Annotated in this window: 12 protein-coding genes; 9 read left to right on the forward strand and 3 right to left on the reverse strand. The window is 69.7% G+C overall.

Annotated elements, in window-relative coordinates:
* Positions 1–45 precede the first annotated feature (45 nt).
* Positions 46–4014 carry a type VII secretion protein EccCa gene (gene eccCa, locus LGI35_RS31320; protein WP_227297620.1) on the reverse strand — a complete coding sequence of 1323 codons (3969 nt, stop codon included), beginning with the start codon at positions 4012–4014 and terminating at the stop codon, positions 46–48.
* A 315-nt stretch (positions 4015–4329) separates the two neighbouring features.
* Here eccCa and eccD point away from each other — a divergent pair, with 315 nt between their 5' ends.
* From eccD to LGI35_RS31350, 6 genes are all read left to right on the forward strand, one after another.
* Complete coding sequence (gene eccD, locus LGI35_RS31325; RefSeq protein ID WP_227297622.1) at positions 4330–5844, forward strand: type VII secretion integral membrane protein EccD; 1515 nt, start codon at positions 4330–4332, stop codon at positions 5842–5844.
* A 193-nt stretch (positions 5845–6037) separates the two neighbouring features.
* Positions 6038–6325, forward strand: coding sequence for a 30S ribosomal protein S15 (rpsO, locus tag LGI35_RS31330; RefSeq protein ID WP_116509164.1), 288 nt, complete (start codon positions 6038–6040; stop codon positions 6323–6325).
* A gap of 377 nt (positions 6326–6702) precedes the next feature.
* Entirely contained in the window at positions 6703–8919 is a 2217-nt protein-coding gene (locus LGI35_RS31335) for a polyribonucleotide nucleotidyltransferase (protein ID WP_116509162.1), read from the forward strand.
* Positions 8916–10295, forward strand: coding sequence for a M16 family metallopeptidase (locus LGI35_RS31340; protein WP_227297624.1), 1380 nt, complete (start codon positions 8916–8918; stop codon positions 10293–10295). Before LGI35_RS31335 ends, LGI35_RS31340 begins: the two co-directional genes overlap by 4 nt.
* Before the next feature lie 35 nt (positions 10296–10330).
* Positions 10331–11086, forward strand: coding sequence for a 4-hydroxy-tetrahydrodipicolinate reductase (gene dapB, locus LGI35_RS31345; protein ID WP_227297625.1), 756 nt, complete (start codon positions 10331–10333; stop codon positions 11084–11086).
* Between the two features lie 8 nt (positions 11087–11094).
* On the forward strand, positions 11095–11547 hold the full coding sequence (locus LGI35_RS31350; RefSeq protein ID WP_116509156.1) for a tetratricopeptide repeat protein: 453 nt from the start codon (positions 11095–11097) through the stop codon (positions 11545–11547).
* Between the two features lie 71 nt (positions 11548–11618).
* Here LGI35_RS31350 and LGI35_RS31355 read toward each other — a convergent pair whose 3' ends face one another.
* A complete protein-coding gene (locus LGI35_RS31355) occupies positions 11619–12179 on the reverse strand; it encodes a PH domain-containing protein (RefSeq protein WP_227297626.1) in 561 nt (186 codons plus the stop codon).
* Positions 12180–12282: 103 nt separating this feature from the next.
* A complete protein-coding gene (locus LGI35_RS31360) occupies positions 12283–12522 on the reverse strand; it encodes a hypothetical protein (RefSeq protein ID WP_227297627.1) in 240 nt (79 codons plus the stop codon).
* Positions 12523–12778: 256 nt separating this feature from the next.
* Between LGI35_RS31360 and thyX the strand changes: the two genes are divergently transcribed.
* The 3 genes from thyX (at position 12779) to LGI35_RS31375 (ending at position 16447) form a co-directional block, all read left to right on the forward strand.
* Entirely contained in the window at positions 12779–13519 is a 741-nt protein-coding gene (gene thyX, locus LGI35_RS31365; protein WP_100595173.1) for an FAD-dependent thymidylate synthase, read from the forward strand.
* A 207-nt stretch (positions 13520–13726) separates the two neighbouring features.
* Entirely contained in the window at positions 13727–14626 is a 900-nt protein-coding gene (gene dapA, locus LGI35_RS31370) for a 4-hydroxy-tetrahydrodipicolinate synthase (protein WP_227297628.1), read from the forward strand.
* A gap of 135 nt (positions 14627–14761) precedes the next feature.
* Positions 14762–16447 carry a ribonuclease J gene (locus LGI35_RS31375; RefSeq protein ID WP_227297629.1) on the forward strand — a complete coding sequence of 562 codons (1686 nt, stop codon included), beginning with the start codon at positions 14762–14764 and terminating at the stop codon, positions 16445–16447.
* Positions 16448–16570: the final 123 nt, after the last annotated feature.

The following is a 16570-nucleotide window of genomic DNA, read 5'->3' on the forward strand; positions in this document are numbered from 1 at the left end:
CGGCCAGTTCAAGCGACCTTGCCGAATCATGACGATCCTTATACGTCACTGGTCGGAAGGGATCAGTCCCGTCTGGACCAACGGCTTCCCCCGCTTGCGCGAGACGAAGACGCCACGGCCCGCCGGCATCGGCCGTGGCCGCACGCCGCCGAGCAGCTCGCCCTCGCCCGGGTCGCCGGCCAGGACGAGGCCCTGGGCGCCGAGCTCCTTCATACGCTGGATGAACGGCTCGTACGCGGCCCGGCCGCCGCCCGCCGAGGAGCGGGCGATGATGAAGCGGACGCCGACGTCCCGCGCGAACGGGAGCAGTTCGGTCAGGCCCGACAGCGGGTTGCCGCTCGACGTGGACACCAGGTCGTAGTCGTCGATGATCACGAAGACGTTCGGGCCGCGCCACCAGCTGCGGTCCCGCAGCTGCTGCGCCGTCACCTCCGCCGTCGGCGTACGCCGCTGCATCAGGTCGGCGAGGGCGTCCATGTGGTGCCCCATGGAGTTCGACATGGGGATGTACTCCGCCAGGTGCGAGGGCGGGGTCACGTCCAGCAGGGCGCGGCGGTTGTCGACCACGAAGAGCTTGCACGAGTCGCCGTCGTAGCGCTCGGTGAGGCGCTTGATGAGCAGGCGCAGCAGGTTCGACTTGCCGGACTCGCTCTCTCCGAAGATGAGGAAGAACGGGTCCTGTTCGAAGTCGAGGAACACCGGCTCCAGGTTGTCCTCGTCGAGCGCGAAGGACACACCGCGGTCCGGGAACAGGTTGCCCGGGGGCAGCCGGTCCGCCGCGAACTCGCGCGGAAGCAGCCGCACTTCGGGGGCGCCGGGCGCCGTCCAGTGCCGGGTCACCTCGGCGGTCAGCGCCGCCGTGGCCTCGGCCAGGTCCGTGTCCGACGAGAGGCCGTCGATCCGCGGGACCGCCGCCATGAAGTGCTGCTTCTGCGGCGACTGGCCGCGGCCGGGCACGCCCGTCGGCACGTTCGCCGCGACCTTGCGGTCGAACTCGGAGTCCATCGTGTCGCCGAGCCGCAGCTCGAGGCGGTTCATGAGGTGGTCCTTCATGTTCGCCCTGACCTCCATGGACCGCGAGGCCGTGAGCACCAGGTGGATGCCGTAGCCCAGGCCGCGGGCCGCGATGTCGAGCACCGCAGGCTCCAGACCCTCGTAGTCCGTACGGAAGTTGCCCCAGCCGTCGATGACGAGGAAGACGTCACCCCACGGCTGGTCGGTGACCGAGATGTCGCCGCGGGCCCTGCGGGCGCGGAAGTCACCGATCGAGGCGATGCCGGAGGAGCGGAAGTACTCCTCGCGGCGCATCATCACGCCGTAGACCTCGGCGACCGTGCGTCGCACCTTCTCGGGGTCGAGGCGCGAGGCCACCCCGCCGACGTGCGGCAGCCCGGCGACGGCCGACAGACCGCCACCACCGAAGTCGAGCCCGTAGAACTGCACTTCGTACGGGGTGTGCGTCAGGGCGAACGAGGCGATGAGCGAACGCAGCAGCGTCGACTTGCCGGACTGCGGGCCGCCCAGGATCTGCATGTGGCCGGCCGCACCCGAGAAGTCGCACCACAGGGGGTCGCGCCGCTGCTCGTACGGCTTGTCGACGAGGCCCGCCGGGACGATGAGGCGTCCCGCGCCCTCGTAGCCGGGCTGCGTGAGGCCGCGGCCCTGCACGGCGGCGAGGCCGGGAAGGAGACTGTCGAGCGACGGCGGGCTGTCCAGGGGCGGCAGCCACACCTGGTGGGCCGCCGGGCCCTGGGCCTCCAGGCGGCGCACGATCACGTCGAGCACGGTGTCCGAGAGCGCGTCATCGGTCGCGGGCGCGGCCTCGGAGCGCTGCTGGGGCACGGCCACGTACTGCACCGGCACCTCGGCCGCCGTGAACAGCACCGGCCGCCGGTCCATCGGAAGCGGCCCGCCCGCCACCGCCGTCTGCGCGGAACCGGAGCGGTAGGTCCCGGACACGTACGCCGCCTTGAAGCGGACCATCTCGTCCGTGCCGTATTTCAGGAAGCCGGAACCCGGCACGTTCGGCAGCTCGTACGCGTCGGGCACGCCGAGCGCCGCGCGGGACTCGGCGGCGGAGAACGTCCGCAGACCGATCCGGTACGAGAGGTAGGTCTCCAGGCCGCGCAGCCGGCCCTCTTCGAGGCGCTGCGAGGCGAGAAGCAGATGCACGCCCAGCGAACGGCCGATACGGCCGATCTGCACGAACATCTCGATGAAGTCGGGCTTGGCGGTCAACAGCTCGCTGAACTCGTCGATCACCAGGACGAGCGACGGGATCGGCTGGAGCGGGGCGCCGGCCGCGCGCGCCTTCTCGTAGTCGTGGATGTTCGCGTAGTTGCCCGCGTCGCGGAGCATCTCCTGGCGGCGGTTGAGCTCACCGCGGATGGAGTCACCCATGCGGTCGACGAGCGTCAGGTCGTCCGCGAGGTTCGTGATGACGGCCGCGACGTGCGGCATCTGGGCCATGCCCGCGAACGTCGCACCGCCCTTGAAGTCGGCGAGTACGAAGTTCAGCGTCTCGGAGGAGTGCGTGACCGCGAGGCCGAGGACGAGGGTGCGCAGGAGCTCCGACTTTCCGGAACCCGTCGCACCGACACACAGACCGTGCGGGCCCATGCCCTCCTGGGCCGCTTCCTTGAGGTCGAGCATGACGGGTCGGCCGTCCTCGCCGACGCCGATCGGCACGCGCAGCCGCTCCGCCTGCGAGCGCGGGCGCCAGGTGCGCTTGGTGTCCACGGACGCGGCGTCGCCGAGGCTCAGCAGATCCGTGAAGTCCAGGTTCGCCAGCAGAGGTTCGTCGTCGTCGCCGCCCGAGGCCATGCGCAGCGGCGCCAACTGCCGCGCCAGCGCGTCCGCGGCCTCGTAGGAGAGCAGGTCGGGTGTGCCCTCGTAGACCACGCCGTGCGCCGACTCCAGCGTCAGGGAGCGGGGCTGCACGACGATCGAGAGGTCGCCGCGACCCGTCGTCAGCTCGCCGGGCACGACCTCGACGACGGACACGCCCTGCAGGCCCTCGGGGCTGGCCAGCATCGAAACCGGCGGCAGGGACACGCCGTCGAGCACGACGACGAGGTGCGGCTGCTCGGGGACGGGCGCCCCACCGGGGTGGAAGCGCGGACGGCCCTGGAGGCGCGTGGTCAGCATCGCCTCCAGCTCCATCGGGTCGGTGGTGATCAGACGGCGGCTGCCGGCGCCGTCCGTCTGGCCTGCGGCCTGGCTGTGCGGCAGCCACTTGGCCCACTCCCACTGCGGCGCGGCCTCCCGGCCCGTCGCCACGGCGATCACCAGGTCCTCGGGGGAGTGCAGCGACGCGAGCGAGGCGACGACGGCGCGGGCCGTGCCGCGCACCGTCTGCGGCTCACCGCTGACCGTCACGTGGTAGAAGGCCCGCAGCGAGACCGCCATCGGCAGGTCCTCGAGCGTGCCGTGCGCGGCGAGGAAGCGCTGCATGGCGCCCGCCGTCAGCGGCTCCAACTCGTCCACGGGCGCGGTCTGCGGGGGTACCAGCGGAGTGGCGAGCCCCTGCGGGCCGAGGCCGACGCGCACCTGCCCGAAGTCCTCGTCGCCCGTGCGCCGCTCCCAGACGCGGCTGCCCTCGGCGACGAGCGCCCACAGCTGCTCGGGGGAGGGGTGCAGGTAGTACTGCGCGTCGCGCTGCTTCCTCGCGGTCTTCGTGGCATCGCGCCGGGTTTGCGACAGATAACGCAGATAGTCGCGACGCATGTCCGACATCTGGCCCTGCGAACCGCGCCGGTAGCGCACCAGCATCGCGATGCCCATGCCCAGGGTCGACGCGATCATCACCATGCCCATGATCTTCATGAACGGCTGCGCGCTGGGATTGAAGAAGAACACGACGGATCCGCCCATGCCGAGCATCGGCAGGAGCTGCATCATCGCGCCTTCCTGCTGCCCGCGCGGCAGCTCGGGCGGAGGCTGCAGGACCACCTCTTCCGTGGGCACTTCGGACGGCAGCGCCCGAGGCGGGCGCTTCACGACGATGTGACTCACTTCGCACCAATTCCCTTGCCGGACCGAGGTGTTCCGTCCGCCGCCCCGTGTCAGGCGGACGTCGATCGTGATTTGCGATCCTACTGACGGTCACTGACAACGGTGGGCGGTAGGGTGCCGGAGGTGCAGTCGAGCACCGCGGATCCGCCCGGGGAAACAGGGCATTTCACGCGGTCGGGAGCGAGAGCGGCCGCGAATGCCGGTCCTGGAAGCCTCGTTGACAGGCGGCGGGGGCGTGCGCGGGCGACGTGCACAACACCTCCACATCCGGCTGCATCACCGGACACACCAACCGAGGGGGAACAGCAGGTGAGCATGACGGCTTCCGCTTCCGCGACGGCCGGCGCGACCGGCGGAGCGGGCACCGGAGCCCCTTCGGGGGCCGGCACGGGCCTCGGCTTCTGCCGCGTCACCATCGTCGCGCCCGACAGCCGGATCGATGTCGCACTGCCCGACGACGTCCCGGTCGCCGACCTCAACCCGGAGATCCTGCGGCTCTCCCAGCAGAGCCCCGCCGAGGGCGCGCCGGTCGGCTACCACCTCGTACGCCGCGACGGCACCGTCCTCGACAGCGCCCGGTCCTTCGCCGCGCAGCGCATCCTCGACGGCGAGCTGCTCACCCTGCGCCCGTTCTCCGAGTCGCTGCCGCCGGCCGTCTTCGACGACGTCTCCGAAGCCGTCGCCTCGGCCGTCACCCGCGACCGCACCCTGTGGAACGGCGACCTGACCCGCGGCGCCGGACTCATCGGCGGCGGCGTCCTGCCCGCCCTTCTGGCCTTCGTCGCGTGGACGGCCGAGCCGCACCACGACATGAACAGCCTCCAGGGCGTCCTCGCCGCGGTGGCCGGCCTCCTCCTCGTCGTCCTCGCGTGCGTGCGCGCCAGGGTCTACGACGACCGCGGCTCGGCCGTCGCCCTGGGGCTCGGCGCCCTGCCGAACGTGGCGGTGGCGGGCTCCGGTCTGCTGCCCCTCGCCGACCACCAGGGGATCGGACGGCTCCAGTTCCTGCTGGCGTGCACGGCCGTACTGCTCGCCTCCGTGATCCTCACCCTGGTCTCGCCGGGCGGCGACGGTCCCTTCGTGGCCTTCGTCTTCGCGTCGGCCGTCGGGGTGCTCACGACGTTCATCGCCATCCTCACGGACCTGACGGCCGTGGAGACCGCCGGCCTGTGCGCGCCGCTCTCCGTAGGGGCCCTCGCCTTCCTGCCGGGCCTCTCCATGCGCTTCGCCCGTCTCCCCATCGGCTTCGAGCCCCCGAGCATGGCCCGCGGCGAGTACGGCAACGACGCCGCGAACCAGGAGCCCGTCGAGGCCGACCGCATCGCGGCCCAGGCCCGCCGCGGCCACGAACTGCTCGTCGGCCTGGTCGGCGGCTGCGCCCTGGTGTCCGTCGGCGCCGCGGCCGTCCTCGGCTTCTCGCACGACGTGTGGGGCCAGCTCCTCGCCTTCGCCACCGGCGTCGCGATGCTGATGCGCGCCCAGCTCTTCCGCTACACCGCGCAGGTCGCCTCCCTCCTCGCCGCCGGCCTTGCCTCCCTCGTCCTGCTGGGCCTCGGCCTCTCCCTCCACCCGCCGCTGGACTACCTGGACGACTTCTTCCGCAAGGGCGACAGCACCGCCCTCGACATCCGCACGGTCTGGCTCGTCGCGGTGATCGCGGCGGCCACGGCGCTGATCACGTCGATCGGCCTGATCACGCCCCGCCGCGGAGTCAGCCCCTTCTGGGGACGCTTCATGGAGATCGCGGAGACGTTCGTCCTGCTCACGCTGGTCCCGCTGACGCTCGCCGTCTTCGACGTGTACGCACAGGCCCGCGCGATGACCGGCTGAGCGGACGGTCGGGTGCACACGGAGCGGCTGGTACGCTGTGTGACGGCCGTTTGTGTACGCGCCCTCAGGTCTCCGGTTTTCCCCGGAATCTGAAGACTGCGCCCAGCGGACCTCGCCTCCCGAGTAACGGAAGCTCCCCTGAGATGTGGACCAGGGGCACTCGGTGGCCACGAAAAGACTACGAGGAGTACGCGTGTCGCTCGACGCCGCTACGAAGAAGCAGATCATCACCGAGTTCGGCCAGAAGGAGGGCGACACCGGCTCCCCCGAGGTCCAGGTCGCCATGCTCTCCCGCCGGATCTCGGACCTGACCGAGCACCTCAAGACGCACAAGCACGACCACCACTCCCGTCGTGGTCTGCTCATCCTGGTTGGCCAGCGTCGCCGCCTTCTGCAGTACCTGGCCAAGAAGGACATCCAGCGCTTCCGTACGCTGGTCGAGCGCCTGGGCATCCGCCGCGGTGCGGCCGGCGCCCGCTAAGACGCCGTGAAGGGAGCGGTTCCCACCGACAGGGGGCCGCTCCCTTTGCTGTACGTGCGAAGTGTCACAGACGCTTTGTAGTCTGGACGCACGACAAAAGCACCACCGCACGCACCACGCACGCATCACCACATGCATGCACCGCTTCGATGCACCGCACCCAGTTGCACCGCATCACGGCGACGCATCGCCGCACGAGGAGAAGCGCACCCTCGCCGCCGCCGGTCCTCGGTAGTGGCCCCCGGGAGACGGATCCCGTCCACCCCGGGTGCTTCGATCGAAGACCGGCCCGCACACAAGGCGCGCTTCTCCGGCCCCGTCCCTCCGCCACACGGGCGGAACGGGACAAAAGACGAAAAGTAACGGAGAAAACGCTAGTGGAGAACGAGACCCACTACGCCGAGGCCGTCATTGACAACGGCACCTTCGGCACCCGCACCATCCGCTTCGAGACGGGCCGTCTGGCCCGTCAGGCCGCCGGCTCCGCCGTGGCGTACCTGGACGACGACACCATGGTGCTGTCGGCCACGAGCGCTTCCAAGAAGCCCAAGGACCAGCTCGACTTCTTCCCCCTCACGGTGGACGTCGAGGAGCGGATGTACTCGGCCGGCAAGATCCCCGGCTCCTTCTTCCGCCGTGAAGGCCGTCCCTCCGAGGACGCGGTCCTGACCTGCCGCCTTATCGACCGCCCGCTGCGTCCGTCCTTCAAGAAGGGCCTTCGCAACGAGATCCAGGTCGTCGAGACGGTCATGGCGCTCAACCCCGACCACCTGTACGACGTGGTCGCCATCAACGCCGCCTCCTGCTCCACGCAGCTGGCCGGCCTGCCCTTCTCCGGTCCGGTCGGCGGCACCCGTGTCGCGCTGATCAAGGGCCAGTGGGTCGCGTTCCCGACGCACACCGAGCTCGAGGACGCCGTCTTCGACATGGTCGTCGCCGGTCGCGTCCTCGAGGACGGCGACGTCGCGATCATGATGGTCGAGGCCGAGGCCACCGAGAAGACCATCGAGCTCGTCAAGGGCGGCGCCCAGGCGCCGACCGAAGAGGTCGTCGCCGCCGGTCTCGAGGCCTCGAAGCCCTTCATCAAGGTGCTCTGCAAGGCCCAGTCGGAGCTGGCCGCCAAGGCCGCCAAGCCGACCGGTGAGTTCCCGATCTTCCTCGACTTCGAGGACGACGTGCTCGAGGCCCTCACGGCCGCCGTCAAGACCGAGCTCGCCCAGGCGCTCACCATCGCCGGCAAGCAGGACCGCGAGGCCGAGCTGGACCGCGTCAAGGGTCTGGCCGCCGAGAAGCTGCTCCCGCAGTTCGAGGGTCGCGAGAAGGAGATCTCGGCCGCGTACCGCGCGCTGACGAAGTCCCTGGTCCGCGAGCGCGTCATCAAGGACAAGGTCCGCATCGACGGCCGTGGCGTCACGGACATCCGTACGCTCGCCGCCGAGGTCGAGGCCATCCCGCGCGTGCACGGCTCGGCCCTCTTCGAGCGTGGCGAGACCCAGATCCTGGGCGTCACCACCCTCAACATGCTCCGCATGGAGCAGCAGCTGGACACCCTTTCCCCGGTGACCCGCAAGCGTTACATGCACAACTACAACTTCCCGCCCTACTCGGTCGGCGAGACGGGCCGCGTCGGCGCCCCGAAGCGCCGCGAGATCGGCCACGGCGCGCTCGCCGAGCGCGCCATCGTGCCGGTCCTGCCGACGCGCGAGGAGTTCCCGTACGCGATCCGTCAGGTCTCCGAGGCCCTCGGTTCCAACGGCTCGACGTCCATGGGCTCGGTCTGCGCCTCCACCATGTCGCTGCTGAACGCCGGTGTGCCGCTGAAGGCCCCCGTCGCCGGTATCGCCATGGGCCTGATCTCCCAGGAGATCAAGGGCGAGACGCACTACGTCGCCCTCACCGACATCCTCGGTGCGGAGGACGCCTTCGGTGACATGGACTTCAAGGTCGCCGGCACCAAGGACTTCGTCACCGCTCTCCAGCTCGACACCAAGCTGGACGGCATCCCGGCCTCCGTCCTGGCCGCGGCCCTCAAGCAGGCCCGCGACGCCCGCCTCCACATCCTCGACGTGATGATGGAAGCGATCGACACGCCGGACGAGATGTCCCCGAACGCCCCGCGGATCATCACGGTCAAGATCCCCGTGGACAAGATCGGTGAGGTCATCGGCCCGAAGGGCAAGATGATCAACCAGATCCAGGAGGACACCGGCGCCGACATCACGATCGAGGACGACGGCACCATCTACATCGGTGCCCAGCAGGGCTCGCAGGCCGAGGCCGCGCGCGCCACGATCAACTCGATCGCCAACCCGACCATGCCGGAGGTCGGCGAGCGCTACCTGGGCACCGTCGTGAAGACGACGACCTTCGGTGCGTTCGTGTCCCTGCTCCCGGGCAAGGACGGCCTGCTGCACATCTCGCAGATCCGCAAGCTGGCCGGCGGCAAGCGCGTGGAGAACGTCGAGGACGTTCTCGGCGTGGGCGCCAAGGTCCAGGTCGAGATCGCCGAGATCGACTCCCGCGGCAAGCTCTCCCTCATCCCCGTCGTCGAGGGCGAAGAGGGCGACGAGACGAAGGACGACACCGACAAGTGACGTCCCGTAGCTCCAAGGCGACGGCCCGCACCTCCTCGGAGGCGCGGGCCGTCGCCCGTACCCAAACCCTGATCAAGGGCGAGAACGGCATCGGTACGGTCCGCAGGACCACCCTCCCCGGCGGCCTGCGCATCGTCACCGAGACGCTGCCCTCCGTACGCTCCGCGACCTTCGGGATCTGGGCGAACGTCGGCTCCCGCGACGAGACGCCCACCCTGAACGGCGCGACGCACTACCTCGAGCACCTCCTCTTCAAGGGCACCTCCCGCCGGAGCGCCCTCGACATCTCCTCGACGATCGACGCGGTCGGCGGCGAGATGAACGCCTTCACGGCGAAGGAGTACACGTGCTACTACGCGCGCGTGCTCGACACCGACCTCCCTCTCGCGATCGACGTCGTCTGCGACATGCTGACCGGCTCCCTCATCGAGGAGGCGGACGTCGACGCCGAGCGCGGCGTGATCCTCGAAGAGATCGCCATGACGGAGGACGACCCGGGCGACTGCGTGCACGACCTGTTCGCGCACACCATGCTCGGCGACACCCCGCTCGGCCGCCCGGTCCTCGGCACGGTCGACACGATCAACGCGCTGAGCCGCGGCCAGATCGCCCGCTTCTACAAGAAGCACTACGACCCGACGCACCTCGTCGTCGCGGCCGCGGGCAACGTCGACCACAACAAGGTCGTACGACAGGTGCGTGCAGCCTTCGAGAAGGCCGGCGCGCTCACCCGCACCGACGCCGTCCCCATGGCCCCGCGCGATGGCCGTAAGCCCGTGCGCGCGGCGGGCCGCATGGAACTCCTCGGCCGCAAGACCGAGCAGGCCCACGTCATCCTCGGCATGCCGGGCCTCGCCCGCACCGACGAGCGCCGCTGGGCCATGGGCGTCCTCAACACCGCCCTGGGCGGTGGCATGTCGTCCCGCCTCTTCCAGGAGGTCAGGGAGAAGCGCGGCCTCGCCTACAGCGTGTACTCGTACACCTCGGGCTTCGCGGACTGCGGCCTCTTCGGGGTCTACGCGGGCTGCCGGCCGAGCCAGGTCCACGACGTGCTCAAGATCTGCCGCGACGAGCTCGCCCACGTCGCGGAGCACGGCCTGTCCGACGACGAGATCAGCCGCGCCATCGGCCAGCTCTCCGGCTCCACCGTCCTCGGCCTCGAGGACACCGGCGCACTCATGAACCGCATCGGCAAGAGCGAGCTCTGCTGGGGCGAGCAGATGTCCGTCAGCGACATGCTGGAGGAGATCGCCTCGGTCACCCCCGACGAGGTGCGCGCGGTGGCCCGCGACATCCTGGGGCAGCGCCCCTCGCTGTCGGTCATCGGCCCGCTCAAGGACAAGCAGGCGGCGCGCCTGCACGAAGCGGTGGCGTAGCCACCCGTTCGCAACTCGCGTAAGGAACGAAGAAGATGAGCAAGCTGCGCGTGGCGGTCCTCGGCGCCGGGGGCCGCATCGGCTCCGAGGCCGTACGGGCCGTCGAGGCCGCCGACGACATGGAACTGGTCGCGGCCCTCGGCCGGGGCGACAAGCTGGAGACCCTCACGGAGTCCGGCGCCCAGGTCGCGGTCGAACTGACCACGCCCGACTCGGTGATGGACAACCTCGACTTCTGCGTACGCCACGGCATCCACGCCGTCGTCGGCACCACCGGCTGGACCGACGACCGCCTCGCCAAGCTCACCACCTGGCTCGCGGACTCCCCGCAGACCGGTGTGCTCATCGCCCCGAACTTCTCCATCGGGGCCGTCCTCACCATGAAGTTCGCCGAGGCGGCGGCGCCGTACTTCGAGTCCGTCGAGGTGATCGAGCTGCACCACCCGAAGAAGGTGGACGCGCCCAGCGGTACGGCCGCCCGTACGGCGCAGCTCATCGCGGCGGCCCGCGAGAAGGCCGGCAGCGCCCCCCAGCCGGACGCCACGGCCACCGCGCTCGACGGCGCCCGCGGCGCGGACGTCGACGGCGTCCCGGTCCACTCCGTGCGCATGCGCGGCCTCCTCGCCCACCAGGAGGTCCTCCTGGGCGGCGAGGGCGAGACCCTGACCATCCGGCACGACTCGCTGCACCACAGCAGCTTCATGCCGGGCATCCTGCTCGGCACCCGCCGCGTCGTGACCACTCCCGGCCTCACCTTCGGCCTGGAACACTTCCTCGACCTGAACGTCTGACGGACCTCATGCGCGCAAAGCTCACCTATCTCGTCACCGCCCTCGTCCTGGTCTTCTACTTCGTCCTGGTCGGCAGCCGTGGCCTGCTCCTCATCGAGCAGGGCACCCTGCTCACCGTCACGTTCGGCGTGGCCGTGCTGATCCTTCCGGTGATCGGCCTCTGGTTCCTCTGGGCCAACACCCAGTTCGTCCGCAAGGCGAATCGTCTCGCCGAGCTCCTGGAGGCCGAGGGCGGCCTGCCCGTGGACGAGCTGCGCCGTGACCAGTACGGCCGCATCGACCGCGATTCCGCCGACGAGGTCTTCGCCCGGCGCAAGGAGGAGACCGAGGACACGCCGGGGGACTGGCGCTGCTGGTTCCGCCTCGCCGTGGCCTACCGCGACGCCCGAGACACCCCGCGCGCCCGCAAGGCGATGCAGCGCGCCATCGCCCTCCAGGAGGGCAGGACGGTCAGCGCCTGAGGACGCGTGCGTCGGAGTACGCGTGAAGGGCCGCGCCGGTGATCCGGCGCGGCCCTTCACGTATGCCTGGTTCAGGCCTGCTGCGGCCGGTACTCCTCGGCCCACACCTCGATGGTGTCCGACGCCCGGTCGAAGGCCTCGCTCCGCGCGAGGAAGTCCGCACCGTGACTGGTGACCAGGGCGCACCTCTCATCGGCCTTGTCCCGCCGTACGAGGAGCAGCGCCTGCCCCTGGACGGTGCGGGGGAGTCCGAGCCAGCGGACCGGCTGCTGGACGGTGCGTACCGTCACGACCTGGGCCCACGGGACGGTCTGGGTCTGGAAGAAGGCCACACGGCGCAGGCCCTGCGCGCTCACCCACGTACCCACCCGCAGCAGGCGCAGGGCCGCCCCGATGATGAGCAGGGCGATGAGGCCGCACACCGAGCCGCTGCCGAGACCACCCGTGAAGGCGATGATCACCGCGGCGAACATGACGTACGAGGCGAGCAGCAGGAGCAGCGCGGCGAATCCCACGCGCCACGGCCCCGGCCGGTAGGGACGCCGCCACTGGTCGCGATCGTCGAAAGGCAGCGCGACGTCGTCTGCCACCTCGTCGAAAGCGCGGTCGGCCGTCAGGAAGGGCAGGGGCACGACTGGTCCTCACTCAATCCACGCTGTATTCGGGCTGTGCCCGGTGAGGCTACCCAGGCGTGCGCCTGCCTTCCACCCCTGGGGGCCGGACGGAGCAGAGGCGTCAGCGGCCGTCGGACGCTTCGGACTGCTGCGTGTGGGCCGGTGCCTGACCGGACGACAGGGCGGGCATCCCCAGGAGCAGGGCGCCCACGAGGCCGGCGACGACGGTGAGACCGACGAGCGAGCGACCGGCGATCTGGCCGGCCGACGCGCGTTCGCGCGGGGGTGGAGTGACGTTACTGCGGAACTTGTCGGCTTCGGCGATGAAGGCGAACGGAACTGGCTCGCGCCGACGGAACATGGGTGCTGCTTCTCCTCGTCAAGATCGAACGTTCAGGTCATCGAAGCGCTGAGAGCGCGGAGGGCGGCGAACGAACCGCCCCGTTACCCATACAGACGCACGGATGCACCAAAAGGTGCCCTGTTTCGCCGAATTCACAGAAGTTCGGCGATGTTCGGAGCGGAATGTCGCGAGGCGCGACCGAATGCCCTGTTGTCAGTGCCTGCCCGTAGAGTGGGCGCCGCCCGAGCGAAGTGATGGAAGGACCCCTCGAACCGTGACCGAAACCCCTGCTGACGACCTCAAGCCGACCTTCCGCGGCGACGTGACGGTCGAGCTGGTCAAGCACACCGCGAGCGACACCGACGTGCTGTTCGCCGCCCGCGTCTCCACCGCGGGAGAGCAGTCCCTCGACGAGCTGACCAAGGACCCGGAGCGCTCCAAGGGCCTGATCAACTTCCTGATGCGGGACCGTCACGGCAGCCCCTTCGAGCACAACTCGATGACGTTCTTCATCAACGCCCCGATCTTCGTCTTCCGCGAGTTCATGCGTCACCGCGCGGGCTGGTCGTACAACGAGGAGTCGGGCCGCTACAGGGAGCTCCAGCCGGTCTTCTACGTCCCGGAGGCCTCTCGCAAGCTGGTGCAGCAGGGCCGCCCCGGCAAGTACCAGTTCGTCGAGGGCACGCAGGGCCAGCAGGAGCTCACCGGGCGCGTGATGGAGGACTCGTACCGCCAGGCGTACGAGGCGTACCAGGAGATGCTCGCCGCGGGCGTCGCCCGCGAGGTGGCCCGTTCGGTCCTCCCGGTCGGCCTCTTCTCCTCGATGTACGCGACGTGCAACGCACGCTCCCTGATGCACTTCCTCGGCCTGCGCACCCAGCACGAGCTGGCCAAGGTCCCGTCCTTCCCGCAGCGGGAGATCGAGATGGTCGGCGAGAAGATGGAGGCGGAGTGGGCCAAGCTCATGCCGCTCACCTACGCCGCGTTCAACGGGAACGGCCGCGTCGCTCCGTAGCCGGAGAAGCATGGATGCGGCACAGATGTACGGTTCAGCCGTGCGAAGTGTCCGGATTGCGGCATTTCGGAAAGTTCATCTAGCCTGATCAAACGGACCCGGCACTGCTTGAACCCCCGAGCAGGCAGTGCCGGGATCCATCCCGCCACACCCCCTGACATCCCCCGAGGGGGGACCGCGCGCTGAGCAGCGAGTAGCGTATTACCCATGGCTCCGACCTCCACTCCGCAGACCCCCTTCGGGCGGGTCCTCACCGCAATGGTCACGCCGTTCACGGCGGACGGCGCACTTGACCTCGACGGCGCGCAGCGACTCGCCGCCCATCTGGTGGACGCAGGCAACGACGGACTCGTCGTCAACGGCACCACCGGCGAGTCCCCGACCACCAGCGACGCGGAGAAATCGGATCTCGTACGAGCCGTACGACAGGCGGTCGGCGACCGCGCCCACGTCATCGCCGGCGTCGGTACGAACGACACCCGCCACAGCATCGAGCTCGCCCGCGCCGCCGAAAAGGCCGGCGCGCACGGCCTGCTCACGGTGACGCCGTACTACAACAAGCCCCCGCAGGAAGGCCTCCTGCGACACTTCACCGCGATCGCCGACGCCACCGAACTGCCGGTGATGCTGTACGACATCCCGGGCCGCAGCGGCGTACCCATCAACACCGAGACGATCGTCCGCCTCGCCGAGCACCCGCGCATCGTCGCCAACAAGGACGCCAAGGGCGACCTCGGCCGCGCCAGCTGGGCCATCGCCCGCTCCGGCCTCGCCTGGTACTCCGGCGACGACATGCTCAACCTGCCCCTGCTCTCCGTGGGCGCGGTCGGCTTCGTCTCCGTCGTCGGCCACGTCGTCACCCCCGAGCTGCGCGCCATGCTCGACGCGTTTGTCAGTGGCGACGTGCAGAAGGCCACCGAGATCCACCAGAAGCTGCTCCCGGTCTTCACCGGCATGTTCCGCACGCAGGGCGTCATCACGACCAAGGCCGCACTCGCCCTCCAGGGTCAGCCCGCCGGTCCGCTGCGCCTGCCCCTCGTGGAGCTGACGCCCGACGAGACCGCCCAGCTCAAGATCGATCTCGCCGCCGGCGGGGTACAGCTCTGAACACAGACTTCACAACTGAATAAGCACGACCGCAGGACACGGCTCCTGCACCCACACAAGACAACTGCTACTGCACGAACGTCACGCGCGCCACGTGCCTTACAGGTACGTGGCGCGCGTGGTCAGGAGAGTCTTTTGAGTCATCCGCATCCTGAACTCGGCGCCCCGCCGAAGCTTCCGAAGGGTGGCCTGCGCGTCACCCCGCTCGGCGGCCTCGGTGAGATCGGCCGCAACATGACGGTCTTCGAGTTCGACGGCCGTCTGCTCATCGTCGACTGCGGTGTGCTCTTCCCCGAGGAGGAGCAGCCCGGCATCGACCTGATCCTGCCGGACTTCACGTCCATCAGGGACCGCCTCGACGACATCGACGGCATCGTGCTCACGCACGGCCACGAGGACCACATCGGCGGCGTTCCGTACCTCCTGCGCGAGAAGCCGGACATCCCGCTGATCGGCTCCAAGCTGACGCTCGCCCTCATCGAGGCGAAGCTCCAGGAGCACCGCATCCGCCCGTACACGCTCGAGGTCGCCGAGGGCGACCGCGAACGCCTGGGCCCCTTCGACTGCCAGTTCGTGGCGGTCAACCACTCCATCCCGGACGCGCTCGCGGTCGCGATCCGCACGCCGGCCGGCATGGTCGTCCACACGGGCGACTTCAAGATGGACCAGCTCCCGCTGGACCGCCGCCTCACCGACCTCCCCACGTTCGCCAAGCTCGGCGAGGAAGGCATCGACCTTCTCCTCACCGACTCGACGAACGCCGAGGTCCCGGGCTTCGTCCCGCCCGAGCGCGACATCTCGAACGTGATCCGCGGTGTCTTCGCCGGCGCGCAGAAGCGCATCATCGTCGCCTCCTTCGCCAGCCACGTGCACCGCATCCAGCAGATCCTGGACGCCGCCCACGAGTACGGCCGCCGGGTCGCCTTCGTCGGCCGCTCGATGGTGCGCAACATGGGCATCGCACGTGACCTCGGCTACCTGAAGGTCCCGCCGGGCCTGGTCGTGGACGTCAAGACGCTCGACGACCTCCCGGACAACGAGATCGTCCTCGTCTGCACCGGCTCGCAGGGCGAGCCGATGGCCGCGCTGTCCCGCATGGCCAACCGCGACCACCAGATCCGGATCGTCTCCGGCGACACGGTGATCCTGGCGTCGTCCCTGATCCCGGGCAACGAGAACGCGGTCTACCGCGTCATCAACGGCCTGACCCGCTGGGGCGCGAACGTCGTCCACAAGGGCAACGCCAAGGTCCACGTCTCGGGCCACGCCTCGGCCGGCGAGCTGCTGTACTTCTACAACATCTGCAAGCCGAAGAACCTGATGCCGGTCCACGGCGAATGGCGCCACCTGCGCGCCAACGCCGAGCTCGGCGCCCTCACCGGCGTCCCGCACGACCGCATCGTGATCGCCGAGGACGGCGTCGTCGTCGACCTCGTCGAGGGCAAGGCCAAGATCGTCGGCAAGGTCCAGGCCGGCTACGTCTATGTGGACGGCCTCTCGGTCGGCGATGTCGGCGAACCCGCGCTCAAGGACCGCAAGATCCTCGGCGACGAGGGCATCATCTCGGTCTTCGTGGTGGTGGACTCCAGCACCGGCAAGATCACCAGCGGTCCGACCATCCAGGCACGTGGGTCCGGCATCGACGATTCGGCGTTCAGCGCCGTCATGCCGCGGATCCAGGAAGTCCTGGACAAGTCGGCCCAGGACGGTGTCGTCGAACCCCACCAGCTGCAGCAGCTCATCCGCCGCACGCTGGGCAAGTGGGTCTCCGACACCTACCGTCGGCGCCCGATGATCCTCCCGGTCGTCGTAGAGGTCTGAAGCACCTGAGGAGCGGGGCGTCTCGATTTGCATCGGGGCGCCCCGCTCCAGTAGGTTTACGGCTCCGCCCGAGGGGAAACCGGCGCACTCACGTGCCCGATCCAATCTCCCCGCGTGGGCCGG

This window comes from Streptomyces longhuiensis (assembly GCF_020616555.1).
Taxonomy (GTDB): domain Bacteria; phylum Actinomycetota; class Actinomycetes; order Streptomycetales; family Streptomycetaceae; genus Streptomyces; species Streptomyces longhuiensis.